Source organism: Pseudomonas sp. Sample_9 (assembly GCF_004307535.1).
GTDB lineage: Bacteria > Pseudomonadota > Gammaproteobacteria > Pseudomonadales > Pseudomonadaceae > Aquipseudomonas > Aquipseudomonas mercuritolerans.
Map to the genome: position 1 here is coordinate 1 of NZ_RAZO01000114.1, position 20,086 is coordinate 20,086.

Sequence of the window (20,086 nt, forward strand, 5' to 3'; positions counted from 1 at the left end):
TGTAGGAGCTGCCGAAGGCTGCGATCTTTTGATCTTGATCTTGATCTTGATCTTGATCTTGATCTTGAAAGCAAGATCAACAGATCGCAGCCTCGTTGCACTCGTCAGCTCCTACAAAGGGGTTATCTGAACGTTTCGGTAATGCTGCGGCGCTTGGCGTGCAGTTCGCTGGCGTGGATCAGGCGTTCGAGGTCTTCGGGGGTGACGTCGATGAAGGCTTCCATGTCGGCCAGCGCAAGTTTGAGGTCTTCGGCGGTGATCGCCTGGCGGTCGACCGGGACCACTGGCGGTGCCGGGTCAGCAGCGCGTTTCGGGTAGCGAATGCGAGTCAGGTTGTTATAGGCCAGCGCGCTGATGAGCATGCACAGGGCGCCGAGCATCACCGGCTCCATGGCTTTCCAGTCCATGGCGATGGTTGCGGGGTCGGCCAGTACCAGCGTCAGCGCCAATGCGCCGGCCGGCGGGTGCAGGCAACGCAGCCAGCACATCAGAATCACCGCCATGCCGGCGGCGAGGCAGGCGCTGCCCAGCGTACGGCCAAGCACATGGGCCACCAGCAAGGCGACCACGCCGGCACACAGGTAGCCGCCGAGAATCGACCATGGCTGGGCGAGGGCGCCGGAGGACACGGCGAACAGCAGCACCGCCGAAGCGCCGAGCGGGCCGACCAGGTGAAAGGCAACGTCATGGCCGAACACCTGCGCACACATCCACACGCTGAACAGCGTGCCCAGGCCCATGCCGATCGCGGCACGGCTCCATTCAGTGGGGCGGGTGTTGATGGCAGCGGGCAACCAGCGAGCAAGCATGTAGAACTGATCCTTTACAAAATCCGGGGCAAAAAAAAGGACTTGTCCGGCATATCCGGAAAGCCCTCGAAGCGTTCCAACATTGGGGGAGGAACGCGCGTAGTTTGCCGCGCAAATTCGATGCTGACAAATTCATATAAATGCAGTTTTAGTACACTATTTTTGCATTGAAGCAGTGCGCCGAGCACTGACGAAGCACAGATAACCGCCCAGCGCTGCCAAGCCGCTCAAGGCATAGAACATGCTCGGCGCAGGTGTATGCATCAGCAAAAACCCGCATAGCACCGGGCTCGCGCCGCCGCCAAGTGCCGAGAGGTTCTGCGCGCCGTAGTAGCTGCCGCGCAGCCTCTCGGGGGCCAGGGTGTCGACAAAGAGGAAGTCGGCCGGGTAGATGATCATTTCGCCCAGGGTGAAGATGAACATCGCGACGCACCAGCCGAGCAAACTGTCGGCCACGCTGAAACCGATCAAACCGACGATGAACAGCGCGGTACCGCCGGCAATCCAGTGACGCAGGTGCTCACGGCTGAGCCAGCGACCCACTTGGTATTGCAGGAGGATCACCGTGATCGCATTGCAGGCGAGCAGGGCGGCCATGGTGTCCAGGGTCTGTTGCTGGGAGTGGGTGACCAGCAGGTATTGCGACAGGTACAGGGTGAAGCGTCCGTGCACCAATGTGCTGAGCAGGCAGCCAAGGGTGAACAGCACCATGGTGCGGTCGTTTTTCAGGATCATCAGCGTGTTGAGAAAACTCTGCGGCGCGCTGGCGGCTGTTATCGGACGGACATCGCGGACTGCGCCGAGCAGCAGAAAAATACTGCCAATGGCGATCGCACCGGCAACGATGAACGGCGCGGACGGCTGCACCCCGGCAATCACCACGCCAAGCATCGGGCCGACGGCGTAGCCGATATTGGTCAGCGTGTAATTGAGGGAAAACGCCTTGACCCGCTGGCCCACCGGCAGCTTTTCACTGAGGATCGCCTTGGAGCCGATGAGGAACAGCGCTGACGCGGTTTCGCTGATGATCAGCACCAGGGTGACCAGATACAGATTCTGCGCGAAGGTCAGCAGGATCAGACCGATACCGCTGGAGAGCATGGCCACAATCAGCAACTGGCGCTTGTCCAGCTTGTCGATGATGTAGCCGCCGTACAGCGACAGCAGCGTGGCGCTGAACACGGCGATGCCGAGCAGCAAGCCGACATCCTGCGGATTGAGTCCAAGCTTGTTGCTGAGGAACAGTGTCAGCAACGGGCTGACCAGGGCGCGGCTGATGACCACGGTCAGCGAGCTGATCATCAACCGGCGAATGAACGGCGAATACATGGCCACGGAAGGGGAATGTCCTTATTCGGGAAGCCTGGGCGAACGCCATCCTCTCTGGGCAGTCGCCACCGGTCAAGCTGATATACCAGCGTCCATGGGAACACATGATTTCCCTGTGGGAGCGAGCCTGCTCGCGAAGGCGGCGGATCAGTCACCTGCGATGTCGCTGACATACCGTATTCGCGAGCAGGCTCGCTCCCACAGGGTCTGTGTAGCTCACAATTTGCAATGACTCCCACAGGGCCAGTTCAAGCCACATCCGACTCCGCTGGCCTCTGCCGCAAGGTGATCGGCAACTTGCACGATTCACCGCGCCCCATCGGGAAATACTGGAAGCCATTGCGCGCCAGGCGTCCGGCATCGTACAGGTTACGGCCGTCGAAGATGACCGGGCTATTGAGGCGCTGTTTGATCAGCTCGAAATCCGGCGCCTTGAACTGTTGCCATTCGGTGCAGATGATCAGCGCATCGGCGCCGGCCAGTACCGATTCCGGCGTGCCCATCAGCATCAGTTTTGATTCGTTTGGATAGAGATTCTGGGTTTCCACCATGGCCTCCGGATCGAACGCGCGCACGCTGGCCCCCGCAGCCCATAAATCTTCGAGCAGAACCCGGCTCGGCGCGTCGCGCATGTCGTCGGTGTTGGGCTTGAACGCCAGGCCCCACAGGGCAAAGGTCCTGCCGCGCAAATCGCCCCGGTAGAACGCGTTGATGCGCTCAAACAATTTGTGCTTCTGGCGCTGGTTGATCGCCTCGACCGCTTGCAGCAGATCACTGGAGCAATGCGCCTGTTCGGCACTGTGAATCAACGCGCGCATGTCTTTGGGAAAACACGAACCGCCGTAGCCGCAACCCGGATAGATAAAGTGATAGCCAATCCGCGTATCGGCACCGATGCCCTGGCGCACTGATTCGATGTCCGCGCCGAGGTGCTCGGCGAGTTCGGCGATCTGGTTGATGAAACTGATCTTGGTCGCCAGCATGCAGTTGGCGGCGTATTTGGTCAGCTCGGCGCTGCGCAGGTCCATAAACATGATGCGGTCATGGTTGCGGTTGAACGGCGCGTACAGATCGCGCATCACATCGCGCACTTCAGCGCCTTCGCAACCGATGACGATGCGATCCGGCCGCCGGCAATCAGCAACCGCTGAACCTTCCTTGAGAAACTCCGGGTTGGAGACAATATCGAACTGCAGCAGGCGGCCAATCTTGATCAGGGCCTTTTCGATGTGGCTGCGCAAAGCGTCGCCCGTGCCCACCGGCACCGTGGACTTTTCCACCACGATCAATGGCTGCTGACGATGCCTGGCAATCGCGTCGCCAACCGACAGCACGTAGCGCAGGTCCGCCGAACCGTCCTCCCGTGACGGCGTGCCCACCGCGATAAACGCGACCCGCCCATGCAACACCGCGAGTCGCTCATCAGTGGTGAATTGCAGGCGTTTCGAATCCAGGCCCTCACGCACCAGGCTGGCCAGCCCCGGCTCGAAAATACTGACGTGGCCCTGGCGCAACTGCTCGATTTTCTGCGCGTCTACATCCATGCACACAACGTCATGACCGACCTCGGCCAGCACCGCCGCTTGCACCAGACCGACGTAACCACTGCCAAACACCGTGATCTTCATGTCGCACTCCTGCTTGCAGTTCCCTGCACTGAACATAAGAGCGCGATGTTTCAGTTCGCCTACCGTGCTGATAAAGCAGCAAACAGACCGTTCGGGGAATGCCCGATTGACTTTTATTGCCTCGAACGGCAGGTTGTCGGCCTTTCGCGGCAACCCCTTTCATTGAGTCATGCTGTTTTTTGCGTTTCATTTCATGCATTTATTGTTTCTGTAGAATCGTTTTTTATTTCAAGGCCGTTTCGTTTGAGTGATTTGTCGAATACCCAACCCACACCGTCCAACAGCAATCCGCTGACCGTTTACCTGGCGCGACTGGCACCTTCCAGCCAGTTGACCATGCGCTATGTGCTGCAAGATGCCGCTGACCGCCTCGGTTTCGAGGACGTCGATATCGAAGAAATCCCCTGGCACGGCCTGCAACCGGAAGATGTGGTGGCGCTGGTCGCCGCTTTGCGTGCCGACGGTTATGCACCGAACACCTCGTCGCTTTACGTGAACGCCGTGCGCGGGGTGATGAACGAGGCGTGGCGCATGAGCCTGATCAGCCAGGATCACCTGTTGAAGATGCGTTCGGTCAAGGGCATAGCCGGCACGCGGCTGTCCCAAGGGCGCAACCTCAAGCGCACGCTGATCCACGAACTGATGGAAGTCTGCGCTGCCGACCCGCGCCCGCAGGGCTTGCGTGATGCGGCGGTGATAGCGTTGCTGTATGGCACCGGCATGCGCAAGTCGGAATCGGTGGATCTGGATCTGAGTCAAGTCGACTTCAAAGAGCGCAGCCTGACCGTCACCGGCAAGGGCAACAAACAGCTGATCAAGTACGCGCCGGCCTGGGCCTTTGCCAAGCTCGACGCCTGGCTGGAACTGCGTCGTTCACAGCTCAAGGAAGGCGAGAGCGACGATGCTTTTCTGTTCAATCGCATTCGCCGGGGCAGCCACATCACCCGCGAGCGCATCACCAAACACGCGATTTACTACATTGCCCGCCAGCGCGGTACGCAGGTCGGGGTGAAAATCATGCCCCACGATTTTCGGCGTTCATTCATCACCCGGGTGATCGAAGAGCACGACCTGTCGATCGCGCAGAAACTCGCGCATCACAGCAATATCCAGACAACCGCCAACTACGATGTGCGCGATGACAACGAGCGGCGGCGAGCGGTGGATCGCTTCGATTTGTAGGCTGAGTCAGTTTTGCACCGGGCAGCGCGAGCCGCTCGCAGCCTGAGTGATTTGCGCAGCAAGGCGTTTGACGTTGCTCTGCTGCGCCGTCACCAGTTCCTCGATGCTCGGCCCTGAAGGCGTCTGCAACACCGAGCGGCAGGTGAGCAGCGCCGCGTCCGTTGCATCCAGCGGGCGCACTCGCCATTTCACATCGATCAAGGCGTACTGGCCGGGAATCGAATCGAAGCGCTGCACATCGACGCGCACCGATGCTCGATGCTGGCCGCCGCCGCTTAATTGATCGGCCAGCGCACCGCGCAACTCATCGGCAAGCGTGGCGCTCCACCAGTCGGTATCGAGGATGGCCACGCCGCTGTTGCCCTGGCGAATCACAATCTGCGCGCGATCGACCTGCGGCGGCACGCTGATGCTTTCGATGGCGATGTCGGCGCCGTTGCGACTGGCGCCCGGTTGCGCCGGGACCAGCGTGTGAAAGCTGATCGGGTCGCTACGGCACGCAGTCAGCAGCACGAAGGCAGCGAGCACGGTGATCTTCAACGGTAAAGCCATGGATTCAGCTCCTGTGCTCAATTACGTGGCGGTCCTTTGAGGTCCAGCGGCGCGGCGTTGTCGGGACGCCCGCGAATCAGCGACTCAGGGTGGCGACCGAGGTAATCCGACAATTCACGCAACGAGCGCGACATGCGCCCGAGCTCGTCGAGGGTCTCGGTGAGTTGCTCGCGTTGCGGAGAGTCCTCGGCCAACGTCGAATTGGCCGACTGCAACGTCTTGCTGACGTCGGCGAGGGTGCTCTGCACGCCCGGCAGGGTCTTGGCATTGAACTGCTTCAGGCCCTTGCGCAGCTCGACCAGATTGCCGTCGAGGTTGCTGGCGATGCGTTCAACCGGCAATGCGTTGATCTTGTTGACCATCGCCTCGAGTTTTTCCTGCAACTGTTCGAGGCTGCCAGGGACGGTCGGAATGGTGACGGGCCGTGCCTTGGGGTCGAACGCGACTTTCGGCGCTTTGGGGTAGAAATCCAGCGAAATATACAACTGACCGGTGAGCAGGTTGCCATTGCGGGCCTGGGCGCGCAGACCGTTTTCAATGAATGTGCCGATCAGGCGCGCGCCGGTGGCCTCGTCGTTTTCGTCGCCATGGTAGGTCTTGAGAATCTTCGCGTGGGCACGGCCGAGTCGCTGCGGATAAATGACGATGCCGACATTCACCGGAAAGGTGCGCTTGACCTCGTCGAAGTCGAGATTGACCGCCACCACCCGGCCGATTTCGATACCGAGAAACTCGACAGGCGCATCCACCTTGAGGCCGCGCAAGGCCTGATCAAAGCGCAGCGACAGGTATTGCGCCTTGCCGTCGGGCGGGGCGAGGGCGGCGGTCTGATTGGCGAACAGCTCGAAACTCTTGTCGTCGCTGGCCGGCTTATCGTCGGGGCTGTAGTCCGGAGCGCGGAATGCGATGCCGCCGACCAGCAGGGTCGACAGCGATTCGGTTTTCACTGCAAAGCCGTTGGCGCCGACATTGATGTCGATACCGCTGGCGTTCCAGAAGCGGGTATTTTCGGTGACGTAGACATCGTTGGGCGAATGCACGAACACTTCGATATTGACGCCTTTACCGTCCGGGTCCAGCGCGTAGGACACAACCTGGCCGACGGGAATCTTGCGGTAATAAACGGGCGAGCCGATGTCCAGCGAGCCAAGGTCGGCGGTATGCAGGGTGAAGCGCTTGCCCGGCTCGCCGTAAGTAATCGGCGGCGGATTCTCGAGACCCTTGAAGTTTTTCGAGCGGGTATTGGCCTGGCCAATGTCGGCGCCGATGTAATCGCCCGACAGCAGCGTATCGATGCCCGAGACACCGCCGGCGCCGATACGGGGACGCACGACCCAGAATTGCGAGTCCTCGCGGGTAAAGGCTTCGGCTTGCTTGGCCAGTTTGATCGTGGCGTTGACATGTCTATGGTCGTTGGCCAGTTCGACGTCGGAGACATGGCCAATGACCACGTTGCGGTATCTGACTTCGGTCTTGTTGGCGGTGAGGCCATCGCCAGTCTTGAAGGTGACGGTGATGACCGGGCCTTCCTGAAGGATGTTGTGAATCACCAGCGAAATGCCCACCAGCACCGCCACAATCGGCACGATCCACACCAGTGAAATAGCGAAACGGCGGGTTTTGATCGGCGCCTGACCGGGTGCTCGCGGCTCATCGCTGGCTGACGACTTCATCCATGTCCTCCTCAATTAATCGGGCACTGAGCGTCAGGAACGCAAAAGCACTTCCTCAATATAGAAGTGCTTGGCGATAGAGCAAATGTGTATAGCTGGAGTGGGACGCGATTGCGGTGCAAGGAGTTGCCGAAGGCTGCGACCTGATCGTTCCCATGCTCTGCGTGGGAATGCAGCCCGGGACGCTCTGCGTCCCAAGATCGCAGCCTTCGGCAGCTCCTACAGGGGCCAGAATCTTGGCGGGCTCAGCCGAGCATTTCGCGCAGGCGATACCAGAACATGCCCAGCGCCAGCAGCGGCGAACGCAAGGCCGGGCCGCCGGGGAAGGTCATGTGCGGCACGCCGCTGAACACGTCCATGCCCTGGCTGTGCCCGGCATGAATGGCTTCGCCCAACAGCTTCGCGCACCAGTGCGTGACGTTGAGGCCATGACCGGAATAACCCTGCGCGTAAAACACGTTCGGGTGCTGCTTGAGCCGGCCAACCTGAGGAAAACGGTTGGCGGTAATGCCGATCTTGCCGCCCCATTGGTAGTCGATGCGCACATCGGCCAGTTGCGGGAATATCTTCAGCATTTTCGGGCGCATGTAGGCAGCGATATCCGCCGGATCGCGCCCGGAATAATGACAAGCGCCGCCGAAAAGCAGCCGTCGATCAGCCGAGAGTCGGTAATAGTCCAGCCCGACTTTTTGATCGCACAGCGCCAGGTTCTGCGGAATCAACTGCGCGGCGCGGCTTTCGTCCAACGGCTCGGTGGCGATGATGTAACTGCCGGCGGGCAGCACTTTGCCGCTGAGTTTGGGTTCCAGGTCATCCAAATGCGCGTTGCAACCGAGCACCAGGCTGCCCGCGCGCACTGAACCCGTGGCGCAGCGCACCTCGACGGTCGGGCCATGGAGAATTTCCAGCACCGGACTTTGCTCAAAGATCCGCACGCCCAGCGATGCCGCGAGACGCGCTTCGCCCTGGACTAGATCAAGCGGATGCAAATGGCCCGAACCCATGTCGATCAATCCGCCGGCGTACACACCAGCGTCGACCACTTGCTCACGGATCTGCTGCGGGCCGACCAGCCTGGTTTCGTGGGCATAGTCGAGTTCGGCGAGACTGTCCTGTTCCTGCTTGAACGCGGCGAATTGCGCGGCGGTGTTGGCCAGTTCGCAAAAGCCCCAGCGCAGATCACAGTCGATGGCGTTTTCAGTGATGCGCTGGCGCACCAGTTCCACCGAATCGATGCCGGCGCGCTGCAGATAGCGCACGCCGTCCTGGCCAACGTAACGGGCGAACCCCGCGACTTCATGGCCGATACCGCGAATCAGCTGACCGCCATTGCGCCCGCTGGCGCCCCAGCCGATGCGCCGCGCCTCGAGCAACACCACCGACAGACCGCGCTGGGCCAGCTCAATCGCGGTATTGACGCCAGTGAAGCCGCCACCGATTACGCAGACGTCGGCAAGCAAATCACCATCCAGCGCAGGGTAGGGCGTGCTCGCCCGCGCAGAAGCGGCGTAATAAGAGCCGGTGTGTTGTGCGCTGTGCTGATTCATTTGTTCGACTTCACTTTGCTCCACGACCGGGTCATCAGACGCATGATCGCCTGGGGCGGGGTCGAGGAAATGTAGAGTTTGTCGAGCACCGACTGCGGCGGGTAAACCTCAGGGTTGGTGACCAGTTCCTGATCCATGAACGGCTTGGCCGCCGGGTTCGGATTGGCGTAGCCGACGGTGGCGCTGACTTTGGCGATCACTTGCGGATCGAGCAGGTAATTGATGAAGGCGTGCGCCTCTTTAGCGTTGCTCGCGTCGGCTGGGATCGCTAGCAGATCGAACCACAGGTTGGCGCCTTCCTTGGGGATGGCGTAAGCGATATTCACACCGTTCTTGGCTTCCTTGGCGCGGTTGGCCGCCTGGAACACATCGCCGGAGTAACCGAACGCGACGCAGATGTCGCCATTGGCCAGGTCCGACACGTATTTGGAAGAATGGAAATAGGTGATGTACGGGCGGATGCTCAGCAGTTTGGCTTCGGCCTTTTTGTAGTCTTCAGGGTTTTCACTGCGCGGGTCCATACCCATGTAGTTGAGGATGGCCGGGAAGACTTCGTCGGCGGAATCCATCATCGACACGCCGCACTGGCTCAGCTTCTTGAGGTTCTCGGGCTCGAACAGCACGGCCCAGGAATCGATGTGGTCGATGCCGAGCACTTGCTTGACCTTATCGACGTTATAACCGATGCCGTTGGCGCCCCACAGGTAAGGCACCGAGTGCGCATTGCCAGGATCATTTTTCTCAAGCAATTCAAGCAGTTTCGAATCCAGGTTCTTCCAGTTTGGTAACTGTGAACGATCGAGCTTCATGAACGCCCCGGCCTTTACCTGACGGGCGAGGAAGTGGTTGGACGGCACTACCACGTCATATCCGGTCCGACCAGCGAGGAGTTTGCCTTCAAGGGTTTCGTTGGAGTCGAAGACGTCGTAGATCACCTTGATCCCGGTCTTGCTCTGGAAGTCGGCGAGGGTGGTTTCGCCGATGTAGTCGGTCCAGTTGTAGACACTGACCTGGGACTCGGCGTGGGCTACGGCACTGAACAGCACGCTCAGTGCTACCGGGAGTACGGATTTCAATAGACGCATATCGACACCTCTTGGATTTATTGGAATTCTCAGGCGCTGCACATTCGTCTGTGGTGTTATCACTTCTTGGGTACATCACAGATCCAATGTGGGAGCGAGCCTGCTCGCGAAAGCGGTGTTTCAGTCGACATCTATGGTGAGTGTGCCGACGTCTTCGCGAGCAGGCTCGCTCCCACAGGGACAGCTGCGCGGTCAGACGCTGAGCAGCAGGAACTCCCGCTCCCACGAGCTGATCACGCGCTTGAAGTTTTCATGCTCGGCGCGTTTGACCGCGACGTAACCGCGAACGAATTTGCTACCCAGGTATTCGGCCACTTTCGGGCACTCTTCCATCTGCGTCAGGGCTTCTTCGATGGTGATGGGCAGGCGCAGATTGCGCCGTTCGTAGGCCCGGCCTTCGACTGCCGCGCTCGGCTCGATCTGTTCGACCATGCCGATGTAGCCGCAGAGCAGGCTTGCGGCAATCGCCAGATACGGGTTGGCGTCGGCGCCGGGCAAGCGGTTCTCCACGCGCATCGACTCAGGCCCGGAAGTCGGCACTCGCAGGCCGACCGTGCGGTTCTCTTCGCCCCATTCGACGTTGACCGGTGCCGAGGTGTCCGGCAGGAAGCGGCGGAACGAATTGACGTTCGGCGCGAACATCGGCAGGACTTTCGGGATGTATTTTTGGAGGCCACCGATGTGATGACGGAACAGTTCGCTCATGTTGCCCTCGGCGTCGGCAAAGATCGGCTGGCCCGTCGCGATCTCGACCACGCTCTGGTGCAGGTGCATGGCGCTGCCGGGCTCGTCGCCGATCGGTTTGGCCATGAACGTCGCGGTGACGTTGTGCTTGAGCGCCGCCTCGCGCAGGGTGCGCTTGAACACGGTGATCTGGTCGGCCAGATCCAGCGCATCGCCATGACGGAAGTTGATTTCCATCTGCGCCGGGCCGTCTTCGTGGATCAGCGTGTCGAGGTCCAGGCCTTGCAGTTCGCACCAGTCGTAGACGTCTTCGAACAGCGGATCGAATTCGTTGGCGGCATCGATCGAGAATGACTGGCGGCCGCTTTCCGCACGGCCCGAACGGCCCAGCGGTGCCTTGAGCGGCAGGTCCGGATCTTCACAGCGCTGGGTCAGGTAGAACTCCATTTCCGGCGCGACAATCGGCTTCCAGCCCTTGTCGGTGTAGAGCTGCAGAACTTTCTTCAGCACGTTGCGCGGCGACAGTTCGATCGGGTTGCCGAACTTGTCGAAGGTGTCGTGGATGACGATGGCGGTCGGCTCGATGGCCCACGGAATGACGTACACGGCGTCGGAAACCGGTTTGCAGACCATGTCGATGTCGGCCGGGTCGAGCAGGTCGTAGTAGATGTCGTCGTCGACAAAATCCCCGGTTACCGTTTGCAGCAGCACGCTCTCCGGCAGGCGCATGCCGCGCTCATGCAGGAATTTGTTGGTCGGTGCAATCTTGCCGCGGGCGATGCCGGTCAGGTCGCTGACCACACATTCGACTTCGGTAATCTTGTGATCTTTCAGCCAGGTGAACAGCTGATCGAAAGGGGCGTTCATAAAGACCTCGTTATTGGTTTTGTAGACGCCGGGGAGGGCGGGTTTCATCTTCCGCCCCTTCCCCTGTGGCGCGTTGGCGACTATCTTGGGCGCGGCTCGCGATTCCATCTATCCACTTTCAGCAGCACCAAAGCGCACCAAAAGAGTGCGCAAGGTCACCCCATGACAACGTGCAATCTGCTCCAGGTACAAGCGTTCAATACCGCCGACGTGGCCGAGCAAATCCGCGCCACACCGGGTTGGGTCCAGCATTACCAGCAGATGTCGCCGGGGCATTTCGCCGGGCAGATTCGTTATCTGGATCTGCAGGGCGTCGAGGTCTACGAAGAACAGATGAACACCCGGGTCGAGCAGAATTTCAGTGCGCCATCCGGTGCTCTGGCGTTCTGCTTTGATCGCAGCGACAACGTGCTGTATCTGCTCAACGAAGAGAGCCGCAACATCTGGATCACTCCGGAAAACTATCGGGAAATCGCCGTGGTGTTCGGGGCGGATTTTGTCCGCGAGCACGGCCTGCAAGTGGCCAAGCTCGAAGGGTTGTTCATGGCGCCGCTGAACTGCGGACAGAACGCTTTGTTCAGCGGCTGGTTAAGCTCGATTCTCACGAAGTTGTCGCAAGCTGCTGATCCACTTGATAAAGATCGCCTGACTCGGCAACTGCTCGAGGACTGTCTGTTCATCCTCGACAACGCTCAAACTCGTCTCGATCGCGGTGGATTGCAGCGGCGCCACGACGAACGCCAAATCATGAAACGAGTGGGGGAGTGGGCGGCAGATTCGCCGGAAGACACGGTTAATCTGCTCGAACTATCCGACGTCGCCGGTGTGCCGCTGCGCCAGTTGCAGCAGGCGTTCAAGGCCTACACCGGCATGACCCCGAGCCACTGGTTACGGCTGAGGCGGCTGAACAGTGCGCACCGTGAATTGCTCAAGCGCAGGCCCACGGAAACCACCGTTGCCGAAGTGGCGATGCGCTGGTCGTTCTGGCATCTGGGGCGGTTTTCCAGCAGTTACCACGCGCTGTTCAAGGAGCTGCCGAGCGAAACGCTCAAGCGTTGAGCAGAAAAAGGCTTTGTGTCCTTCGAGAAGTTAAATAGAATCAGTCTCATTTGAATCTACCTTCGCGCAGGGTCTCTTGAGATGATTGAAGCCACGTCACCGTCGGAGCAGAGCCTGCAGCAGTTGTACCGCGAGCACCGCGGCTGGCTGGAAACCTGGCTGCGCCGGCGCATGGGCAATGCGTGGGATGCGGCGGACCTCAGTCAGGACACCTTTCTGCGCGTCCTGTGCAACGCGCCGCCACTGGCCGAATTGCGCGAGCCGCGCGCGTATCTGCTCACCGTCGGCAAACGGCTGCTGAGCAATTTCTACACGCGGCGCCATCTGGAAAAAGCCTACCTCGACGCCTTGGCGCAATTGCCGGAAGCGTGCGCACCGTCGCCGGAACAGCGCTGGTTGCTGCTGGAAACCTTGCAGGCGCTGGATGAGTTGCTCGATGGCTTGCCGCGTGCGGTGCGTCGGGCATTTCTTTGGAGTCAACTCGAGGGCCTTGGCTATCGCGAGATCGCCGAGCGTTTACAGGTTTCTGAGCGCACGGTGAAACGCTACATGGCCCAGGCGTACGAGCATTGCTTGCTGGTGGAGCTGTGATGCGCGTTGCCCCCAGCGATGAAACGCGGGAAGTGGCGAGGGCGGCGGCGCAATGGCTGGCCTTGCTCGAATCCGGCGGCGCCAGTGATGAAGATCACGCCCGATTGCAGTATTGGCGCGCCAGTGACAGTCGCCACGAAAACGCTTGGCAGAAAATCCAACAGCTTCGCCAGCGTTTCGCAGGTTTGCCGCCGACACTGGCCATGGCCACGCTGGATCGGCCGGATCCGGCGCGGCGCGCGGCACTCAAGCGTGCCTTGGGCGTGGCGGCGCTGGTGCCGGCGGCGTGGTTGATCAGTCGGGAGCTGCCGCTGGAGGTCTGGCGCGCCGATTTGCACACCAGCACTGGCGAGCGGCGCAAAGTGCAGTTGGCCCAGGACTCTTCATTGCAACTCAACACCGACAGCGCGGTGAATGTCGATCTGCCTGCACGTCAGCTGTCACTGATTCGTGGCGAGATGGCGCTCAACGTGGCGGGCGATTCAGCCTTTATCGTCAACGCGGCTTATGGGCGGATGATCGTCAATCACAGCGACATCTCGGTGCGCCTCAATGCGCGCGATTGCCAGGTCTGCGTGTTGCGTGGTTCGGTGCCATTGCAGCCACTTCAAGGCCCGTCGCTGGTATTGCAGCAGGGCCAGCAAGTCAGCCTGCAAGCTTCGGGCGCGGGGGCAGTGACGGCATTCGATGCATTGATGCCCGGTTGGCGCGACGGTGTGCTGATGGCGCAAAACCAGGCGCTGGGTGATTTCCTTCGCGAGCTGAGTCGCTACCGCTCGGGAGTGCTGCGCTGGGATCCGGCGCTAGAATCGCTGCGCATCACCGGCAGTTTCCGCCTCGACGATACCGATCAAGTGCTGGCACTGCTGGCAGCCAGTTTGCCCGTCGACGTGCACAGGCGAACGCGATTTTGGGTGTCACTGGTAACGCGCGCAGAAAAAACTGGCTGAAGCCTGTCCCTTTTTTTCGCCTCGCTGGTCATTCCAGGCAAGTGAACAAAATCGAGAGCTTCTTCCAATGCCCGCAGTATTTCCAGGTCGTTTGCGTCCGTTGTTGCAGTTGAGTCTGTTGCTGAGCCTGAGTGCCAGCCCCGTGTTGATCCAATCGAGCTGGGCCGACGACGGCAGCCGCCGCAGTTATCAGGTGCCGGCCGGTAGCCTGAGTGCCGCGCTGACGCGGTTCGCCGGTCTCGCTGGAGTCAATCTTTCGGTGGATCCGGCGCTGGTCAGCGGCCGTAACAGCAATGGATTGTCCGGCGAGTTCGGTGTGGAGGAGGGGTTCAGCAGGTTGTTGCTGGGCTCCGGTTTGCAGCTGCAACCGGTCGGCGATCAGGCTTATACGCTGGTGCCCGCAGCGCAAGGCAGCACCTTGCAACTGGCACCGACATCGATTCTCGGCGCGAGCGGTTCTGCGGATGCCGACGTCTTCGCCGGCGGTCAGGTCGCACGGCGTGGCTCGCAAGGGCTGTTGGGCTCCAAAGATTTTATGGAAACCCCGTTCAGCATGACCACCTACACCAGCGAAACGGTGAAAAACCAACAGGCGCGCACGCTTGGCGACCTGATCGGCAGCGACCCTTCGGTACGCGCAACCAACCCGGCCGGTGGCCGCTATGAGCAATTCACCATCCGTGGTTTCAGCCTGTTCAACAGTGACGTTTCCTACAACGGCCTCTACGGAATCTTGCCGACTTACACCATCGACATGGAAATGGCCGATCGCGTCGACATCCTCAAAGGCCCGAGCCAATTGATCAACGGGATTTCGCCACGGGGCAGTGTAGGAGGGGGGATCAACGTCGTGCCGAAACGCGCGACCGACAAGCCGATCACCTCGCTGACAGCCAATTACGCCTCGAACAACCAAGCCGGCGGCGCGGTGGATGTCGGACGGCGTTTTGGTGACGAAAACCAATTCGGTCTGCGCTTCAACGGGGTTAAACAGTCCGGTGATACCGAATGGGATCATCAGAGTGTCGATCGCGACATGGCGGTCCTTGGTCTGGATTTCCGTGGTGAACGCTTGCGACTTTCCACCGATATCGGCCGCACCGAACGCGACACCGACGCACCGCAGGAACGCGTACAAGTCGCGGCCAATGCCAAGGTGCCGAACGCCAATGATGTGCGCGATAACTATGCGCAACCCTGGAGCCAGGCGCGCACCAAAGACACTTTCGGCACAGTCAACGGCGAGTTCGATGTCAGCGACTCGGTCATGCTGTATGGCGGCGTCGGCGCCCGCAAAAGCAATCACGACTTCTTGCGCCATGCCGTTTCGGTGAGCAACGATGCCGGCGATTTCAGCGTTCAGCCGCGCGACTTCACTCGCGACGAGAACGTTCGCACGGCTACCGCTGGCGTTCGTAACTGGTTCCAGACCGGACCGGTCAGCCATGAAGTGAACCTGGCGGCCAACTACTTTTATATGGACTTCGAAAACGGCGGCGCCCGTTACGCGGCCGGGCGCAGCAACCTCTACGACCCGGTGGAAATCCCCAGGCCCGGCACGCCGACCCGCAATGACGCCAAGGTCTACACCGAGAACCGCTTCAGCGGCGTGGCGTTGTCCGACACGCTTGGCTTCTTCGACGATCGTCTGTTGCTGACTTTGGGGGCGCGCTGGCAGCGAGTCAAAGTCGATGACTGGAGCGACGGCATCAAGGGCGACACGGCTTACGATGAGGAAAAAGTCTCGCCATCGGGCGGGATCCTGTTCAAGGCGACGGACAAACTCTCGCTGTACGCCAACTACATGGAAGGCCTCAGCCAAGGCAAGATCGCGCCATCGACATCTATCAACGAAGACGAAATCTTCCCGCCATTCATCAGCCGCCAAGTTGAAGTCGGTGCCAAGTACGACGCCGGCGCATACGCGCTGACGGCAGCGGTGTTCCGCATCAAACAGCCTGCCTACGAAACCAATGCGACCACGCGAGTCTTCGGCCCGAACGGCAAGCGTGAGAACAACGGCGTAGAACTGAGCGTGTTCGGCGAACCGCTCAAGGGGTTCCGATTGCTCGGCGGTGTGATGTACATCGACAGCGAACTGACCCACACCACCAACGGCACATTCGACGGCAACCGCGCACCGGCGACGCCGAAATACAACGTCAACCTTGGTGCGGAGTGGGACGTGCCCACGGTGCAGGGTTTGACCTTGACCAGTCGCGGTATTTACTCAAGTTCGCAGTATCTGGACCAGTCGAACGACAAGGAAATCGACTCATGGGAACGGCTCGACGTAGGCACACGCTATGCTTTCAAGCTGGACGAGAAGACCATTACCTTGCGGGCCAATGTCGAGAATGTGTTGGATAAACGCTATTGGAGCTCGGCGGGTGCATCGGATGACAGTGAGCCGGGATTGACGCTTTCTACGCCGAGAACGTATCTGCTTTCGGCGACCGTGGATTTCTAGGATAGTAGGGTGATTGCATCGATCTTCGTCGATAATACGTTAACTACACTAAATGACCGTTTAGTTGAGCTAACAAAAAATCATTACCGATAACGGAGAAAACCATGATTCAGCGCAAGCCGAACGCATTTGATGTGATTGCTGCGCTGAATCTACAGCCTCATGTCGAGGGCGGTTATTACCGCAGAACCTATCAAGCCGATCACCGTGCCTGCCTCGAAACGCAGCAAGGCCCGCGTTATCTGCTGACCTCGATCTACTATCTGCTCACTGAGCAATCGCCGGCGGGCCAGTTTCATTTCAACCAGTCCGACATCCTGCATTATTTTCAGTTGGGCGACGCCATCGAATACAACCTGATCCACGCCGACGGCTCATTGCAAACGCTGGTGATGGGCAGCGATGTTTTGGCTGGTCAGCAACTGCAGTTGCACGTACCGGGTGGAATTTGGAAAGCCTCTCGATTACTGGAAGGCTCAAATGGCTTTGGCTTGATCAGCGAAGCGGTTTCGCCTGGGTTTGATTTCGCAGACATGGAAATCGGTAATCGCGCAAAACTCACGGCACAGTTTCCACAGCACGGAGCGCTGATTGAAAAGCTGACGCGTGATGATGGATGAGGGCTGTAGATTGGGAAGAATGCAGTTTATAGGGAAAGCTGGTCTTGAAGCGGCCAACGCAGATTCAAATTTCCTGTGTGACCATGCTAACGTTGTAATACTTTGTTACGTGTAATGTATATTATGTTAAATCAAGGATGCGAATGGCCTCAGAAATCCTGTCCAATCCTGGGCGTGGGGAATTTCGAGGCCCGCGCGCTTCTTATGAACATATGACATCTTCCATAGTTAAATCAGGTCTGTGGGTTGTTTAGATTGCTCGCTGTCACCCGTACCTAAAAGCCGGACTTTGCCACGAATCACCAGAATCAACCCAAATCGACGACATCCGCCCCCCTAACTCCTTGGCTTTCAAGATTCTCGTCGGCTCTGAGCATGGAGTCTTCAGGTTTCAAAACCAGGATCCTGATCACAATCTCAATCCTCCCATCAAGGCGCCAGTCTACGCTTCCGACGAAGAACTGGTTGACCGTTCAGCTCCTTCGGCTCCAGCTGAGCTATCTTCGCAACGTGCTGTTGGTAGCCGCCAGGCAGGCTACCAGATCAACCTCACAGGTATTTTCAAGGGCATCTATCAGACCGGTTTAAGGTTCATCTTCGCTTCAAAAATCAACAGATCGCTCTCCTCGTTTTTGATCATCATGTTGACGAGACGAGGGCTCACTTCAATTTCACCGCCGAGCGTTGCACGCACCGTTTCTGGATAACGTTCGAGCATCAGATCCGCCAGGCCATGGCTATACCCATCGCGTATGAGCTTGATCTTGGTGTCATCAGCAGTGCCGTATTTGATGAGCTTGTAGAAACCAGAATCCAAGGCGCCTACGCCATTTAGTACCTCGACGAATTTGAAGATCTTGTTGTCGAAGAAATCGTCCTCGTCCTTGAGGCGAACAATCGCCAGGTTGATCCGCTCAGTGACATCCTTTTTGGAAATCCTTACCCAGTTCTCGAATTTGCTATCGCCATAGGTCGTGTCTCCCCACTTGCCGACAAACACATGGTCACTACGTTTTTCCTCGACCAGCTTCTTCCAGTAATCGAGCGTAAATCGGATGGTCTGCTTCACGCTGTATTTCTTCAGCTTCCAGTCCAGAATCATGGCATAGAAGTTCCGCGCTGGCTCCTGCTTAAGACGCAGCAGATCGCTGTACTCTCGGCCTTCGTCAAAGTACTCGACGAAAGACTTCCAGATGGCAACCATCAGCCTATCGACGGTATTGATGACACCGTTTGCCTCAATGCTCCGCCTAATCATGCTGTCGATGGCCTCTTCCTGCTCGAATACATCGATTTCACTGACGCTATTTGCGATGAGGAGCTTGCCTACCTCAGTGGTAACGTACTTACACTCTCGATCTCGAACCACACCAGGGTGCAGGTTTTCCAGGCGCTCAACGGCATCCTCGTACCGATCCGATACCTTCCCATCGACGATCTTGGTCGCCTCCAGTAGCACATTGCTGACGTTATCCTTGTCGACCTTCGAGACGTTCACGGCCTTCTTATAGAAGTTTTCGAGATCAGCCCGCTTGCTTGTATAACCATCCACGCCTAGCAGGTAGATGCTGGATTCCAGCTTCTTCAGCGCAGCTTCCGCACCAGGTGCAAAGACTTCACTGAAGCGGTTCACACGTCCCACGAGGTTCTTGAACTGGGATGAGGTCAGGTAGCTTTTGCCCTTGGTGAAGTCATAGACAAACAGCCTTTCGATCGGCAGATTCACACCCTCAAGAAGGGTCGAGTTGCAGACCAGGAATTTCATCTTCTTGGAACTGCTGAACAGGTTCTCCAAGTACAGGCGGATGGTGTCAGGAATCGAACCATGGTGGTACATGACCCCCTTTCGTAAACAGCTGATCAGCTTGTAGCGCCGGTCAAAAAGCTCTTCCAGCTCGTCACATGCGGTCTGAATCAATGGGCAATCCACGGGTGGCAGCACTCCTGCCAGCTCGACAGCAAACGATTCAATGCCCTTCTTCTTGTTACCGTAAACGATATTTTTAGACAGCGCTTCGCCCTGGATGAGCTCGAAGCAGTTGGCGTATTTCCTGTCGAACTCCATCGAGTCATTCAGGAAGTGATCGTAAAGCGTGAGCTTCGTCTCGCCCTTCCCTGCCCTGAAATCCCTGATGTAGAAACGTTCGGACTTGATGTACTCGTCGATCTTGAACCCGTTCGGGATCATGTCCAGGAAGCGCACACGGACATTGAGCTCATCGCACAGGAAAGGTGTAAGGAACTTAAACGACGTCTCCGGGTTACGAGCTCCGAGGATGCATAGCACGGCGGCGAGTAACTCACTTCTGCGGTCGCTCTGCAGCAGATTGTGGGCTTCGTCGACGAAAACCATATCAAAGGTCAGCCCGGCGTTCTCGTTCAGGAGCCTATTGAGTCGCTCCTGAGTCAGGACAAACGCCCTGTTATTCCGCTCCACCGAAAACATCTCGGGGTGGGTCACCACCTTACCCAGCCCGTCGATGTCTGCGTAGATCAAGCGCTTCTTCGTCTGCGCCAGCAAGGCCTTCGAGGGCACGAGGATCAGCACCCGCTGCTCCGGATTTTCCTTCACAGATTGGATGATGAGCTCAGATTTGCCGTAGCTGGTCGGAGCAATCACGACTGAGGATTTACGGTACTCCGATTGAACAAATGTCCGAAGGGCGTCCTGTTGTTCAGTCAGTACGATGCCTTGATCGCGGAAGGTATCGACGTAGCTACCTACGATATTTCGGATGAATGACTCGCTGCGGTGGTCTTCCTTGGAAAAGTAACTACTGATCACTGCAGAGACAGGGTGCAGGCCACTGTTGAGTGCCACATCGTACAGCGCCTGGTATTGACCAGATGAATTCCCGTAGAACAGGATGATGCGGTAGCCAAGGCGGCGAATTTCGGGGGTCTTGTGATTGAGGAGGAGCACTGCGATAGCCAGAAGCTTCACTGTCTCCGTGCTATCCAATTCTTCTCCCTTGAGGAGTTGGAAATACAAGTCTTTGAACTTGGTGTTGCCCAGCTTCCTGATGGTCAGCTCTTCCAT

The 20,086-nt window shown here is 58.6% G+C and carries 15 protein-coding genes; 6 read left to right on the forward strand and 9 right to left on the reverse strand.

From position 1 onward, the window contains the following. Positions 1 to 122 precede the first annotated feature (122 nt). From D6877_RS05935 to D6877_RS05945, 3 genes are all read right to left on the reverse strand, one after another. Positions 123 to 809 carry an HPP family protein gene (locus D6877_RS05935; RefSeq protein ID WP_071172429.1) on the reverse strand — a complete coding sequence of 229 codons (687 nt, stop codon included), beginning with the start codon at positions 807 to 809 and terminating at the stop codon, positions 123 to 125. Between the two features lie 156 nt (positions 810 to 965). Continuing rightward, the gene (locus D6877_RS05940) at positions 966 to 2,144 is read right to left on the reverse strand and encodes an MFS transporter (RefSeq protein ID WP_130910168.1); all 1,179 of its coding nucleotides are present in this window, start codon (positions 2,142 to 2,144) and stop codon (positions 966 to 968) included. A gap of 242 nt (positions 2,145 to 2,386) precedes the next feature. Beyond that, the gene (locus D6877_RS05945; protein ID WP_130910169.1) at positions 2,387 to 3,766 is read right to left on the reverse strand and encodes a UDP-glucose/GDP-mannose dehydrogenase family protein; all 1,380 of its coding nucleotides are present in this window, start codon (positions 3,764 to 3,766) and stop codon (positions 2,387 to 2,389) included. Positions 3,767 to 4,009: 243 nt separating this feature from the next. On the opposite strand from D6877_RS05945, the gene D6877_RS05950 reads away from it, so the two are divergent. Then, the gene (locus tag D6877_RS05950) at positions 4,010 to 4,948 is read left to right on the forward strand and encodes a tyrosine-type recombinase/integrase (protein WP_347233401.1); all 939 of its coding nucleotides are present in this window, start codon (positions 4,010 to 4,012) and stop codon (positions 4,946 to 4,948) included. 6 nt (positions 4,949 to 4,954) lie between these two features. Here the strand turns inward: D6877_RS05950 and D6877_RS05955 are convergent, their stop codons facing one another. The 5 genes from D6877_RS05955 to D6877_RS05980 form a co-directional block, all read right to left on the reverse strand. Beyond that, positions 4,955 to 5,500: a PqiC family protein gene (locus D6877_RS05955; protein WP_130910170.1), complete on the reverse strand. Its 546-nt coding sequence runs from the start codon at positions 5,498 to 5,500 to the stop codon at positions 4,955 to 4,957. Between the two features lie 17 nt (positions 5,501 to 5,517). After that, positions 5,518 to 7,173, reverse strand: coding sequence for an MlaD family protein (locus D6877_RS05960; RefSeq protein WP_130910171.1), 1,656 nt, complete (start codon positions 7,171 to 7,173; stop codon positions 5,518 to 5,520). 245 nt (positions 7,174 to 7,418) lie between these two features. Beyond that, positions 7,419 to 8,720, reverse strand: a complete 1,302-nt coding sequence (locus D6877_RS05965; protein ID WP_130910172.1) for an FAD-binding oxidoreductase — start codon at positions 8,718 to 8,720, stop codon at positions 7,419 to 7,421. After that, positions 8,717 to 9,805, reverse strand: coding sequence for a polyamine ABC transporter substrate-binding protein (locus tag D6877_RS05970; protein ID WP_130910173.1), 1,089 nt, complete (start codon positions 9,803 to 9,805; stop codon positions 8,717 to 8,719). The genes D6877_RS05965 and D6877_RS05970 overlap by 4 nt, the downstream gene beginning before the upstream one ends. Before the next feature lie 192 nt (positions 9,806 to 9,997). Next, positions 9,998 to 11,356, reverse strand: a complete 1,359-nt coding sequence (locus D6877_RS05980; protein ID WP_122881066.1) for a glutamine synthetase family protein — start codon at positions 11,354 to 11,356, stop codon at positions 9,998 to 10,000. A gap of 162 nt (positions 11,357 to 11,518) precedes the next feature. Between D6877_RS05980 and D6877_RS05985 the strand changes: the two genes are divergently transcribed. From D6877_RS05985 to D6877_RS06005, 5 genes are all read left to right on the forward strand, one after another. After that, positions 11,519 to 12,415, forward strand: a complete 897-nt coding sequence (locus tag D6877_RS05985; protein ID WP_130910175.1) for a helix-turn-helix domain-containing protein — start codon at positions 11,519 to 11,521, stop codon at positions 12,413 to 12,415. A gap of 81 nt (positions 12,416 to 12,496) precedes the next feature. Then, positions 12,497 to 13,006: a sigma-70 family RNA polymerase sigma factor gene (locus tag D6877_RS05990; RefSeq protein ID WP_071172436.1), complete on the forward strand. Its 510-nt coding sequence runs from the start codon at positions 12,497 to 12,499 to the stop codon at positions 13,004 to 13,006. Then, positions 13,006 to 13,956 (forward strand): FecR domain-containing protein, encoded by a 951-nt coding sequence (locus D6877_RS05995; RefSeq protein ID WP_130910176.1) that lies wholly within the window; start codon positions 13,006 to 13,008, stop codon positions 13,954 to 13,956. Before D6877_RS05990 ends, D6877_RS05995 begins: the two co-directional genes overlap by 1 nt. 67 nt (positions 13,957 to 14,023) lie before the next feature. After that, entirely contained in the window at positions 14,024 to 16,426 is a 2,403-nt protein-coding gene (locus tag D6877_RS06000) for a TonB-dependent receptor (RefSeq protein WP_130910177.1), read from the forward strand. A 104-nt stretch (positions 16,427 to 16,530) separates the two neighbouring features. Further along, positions 16,531 to 17,046 (forward strand): cupin domain-containing protein, encoded by a 516-nt coding sequence (locus D6877_RS06005; protein WP_130910178.1) that lies wholly within the window; start codon positions 16,531 to 16,533, stop codon positions 17,044 to 17,046. 574 nt (positions 17,047 to 17,620) lie between these two features. Here the strand turns inward: D6877_RS06005 and D6877_RS06010 are convergent. Continuing rightward, on the reverse strand, positions 17,621 to 20,086 hold the full coding sequence (locus D6877_RS06010) for a DEAD/DEAH box helicase (protein ID WP_130910179.1): 2,466 nt from the start codon (positions 20,084 to 20,086) through the stop codon (positions 17,621 to 17,623).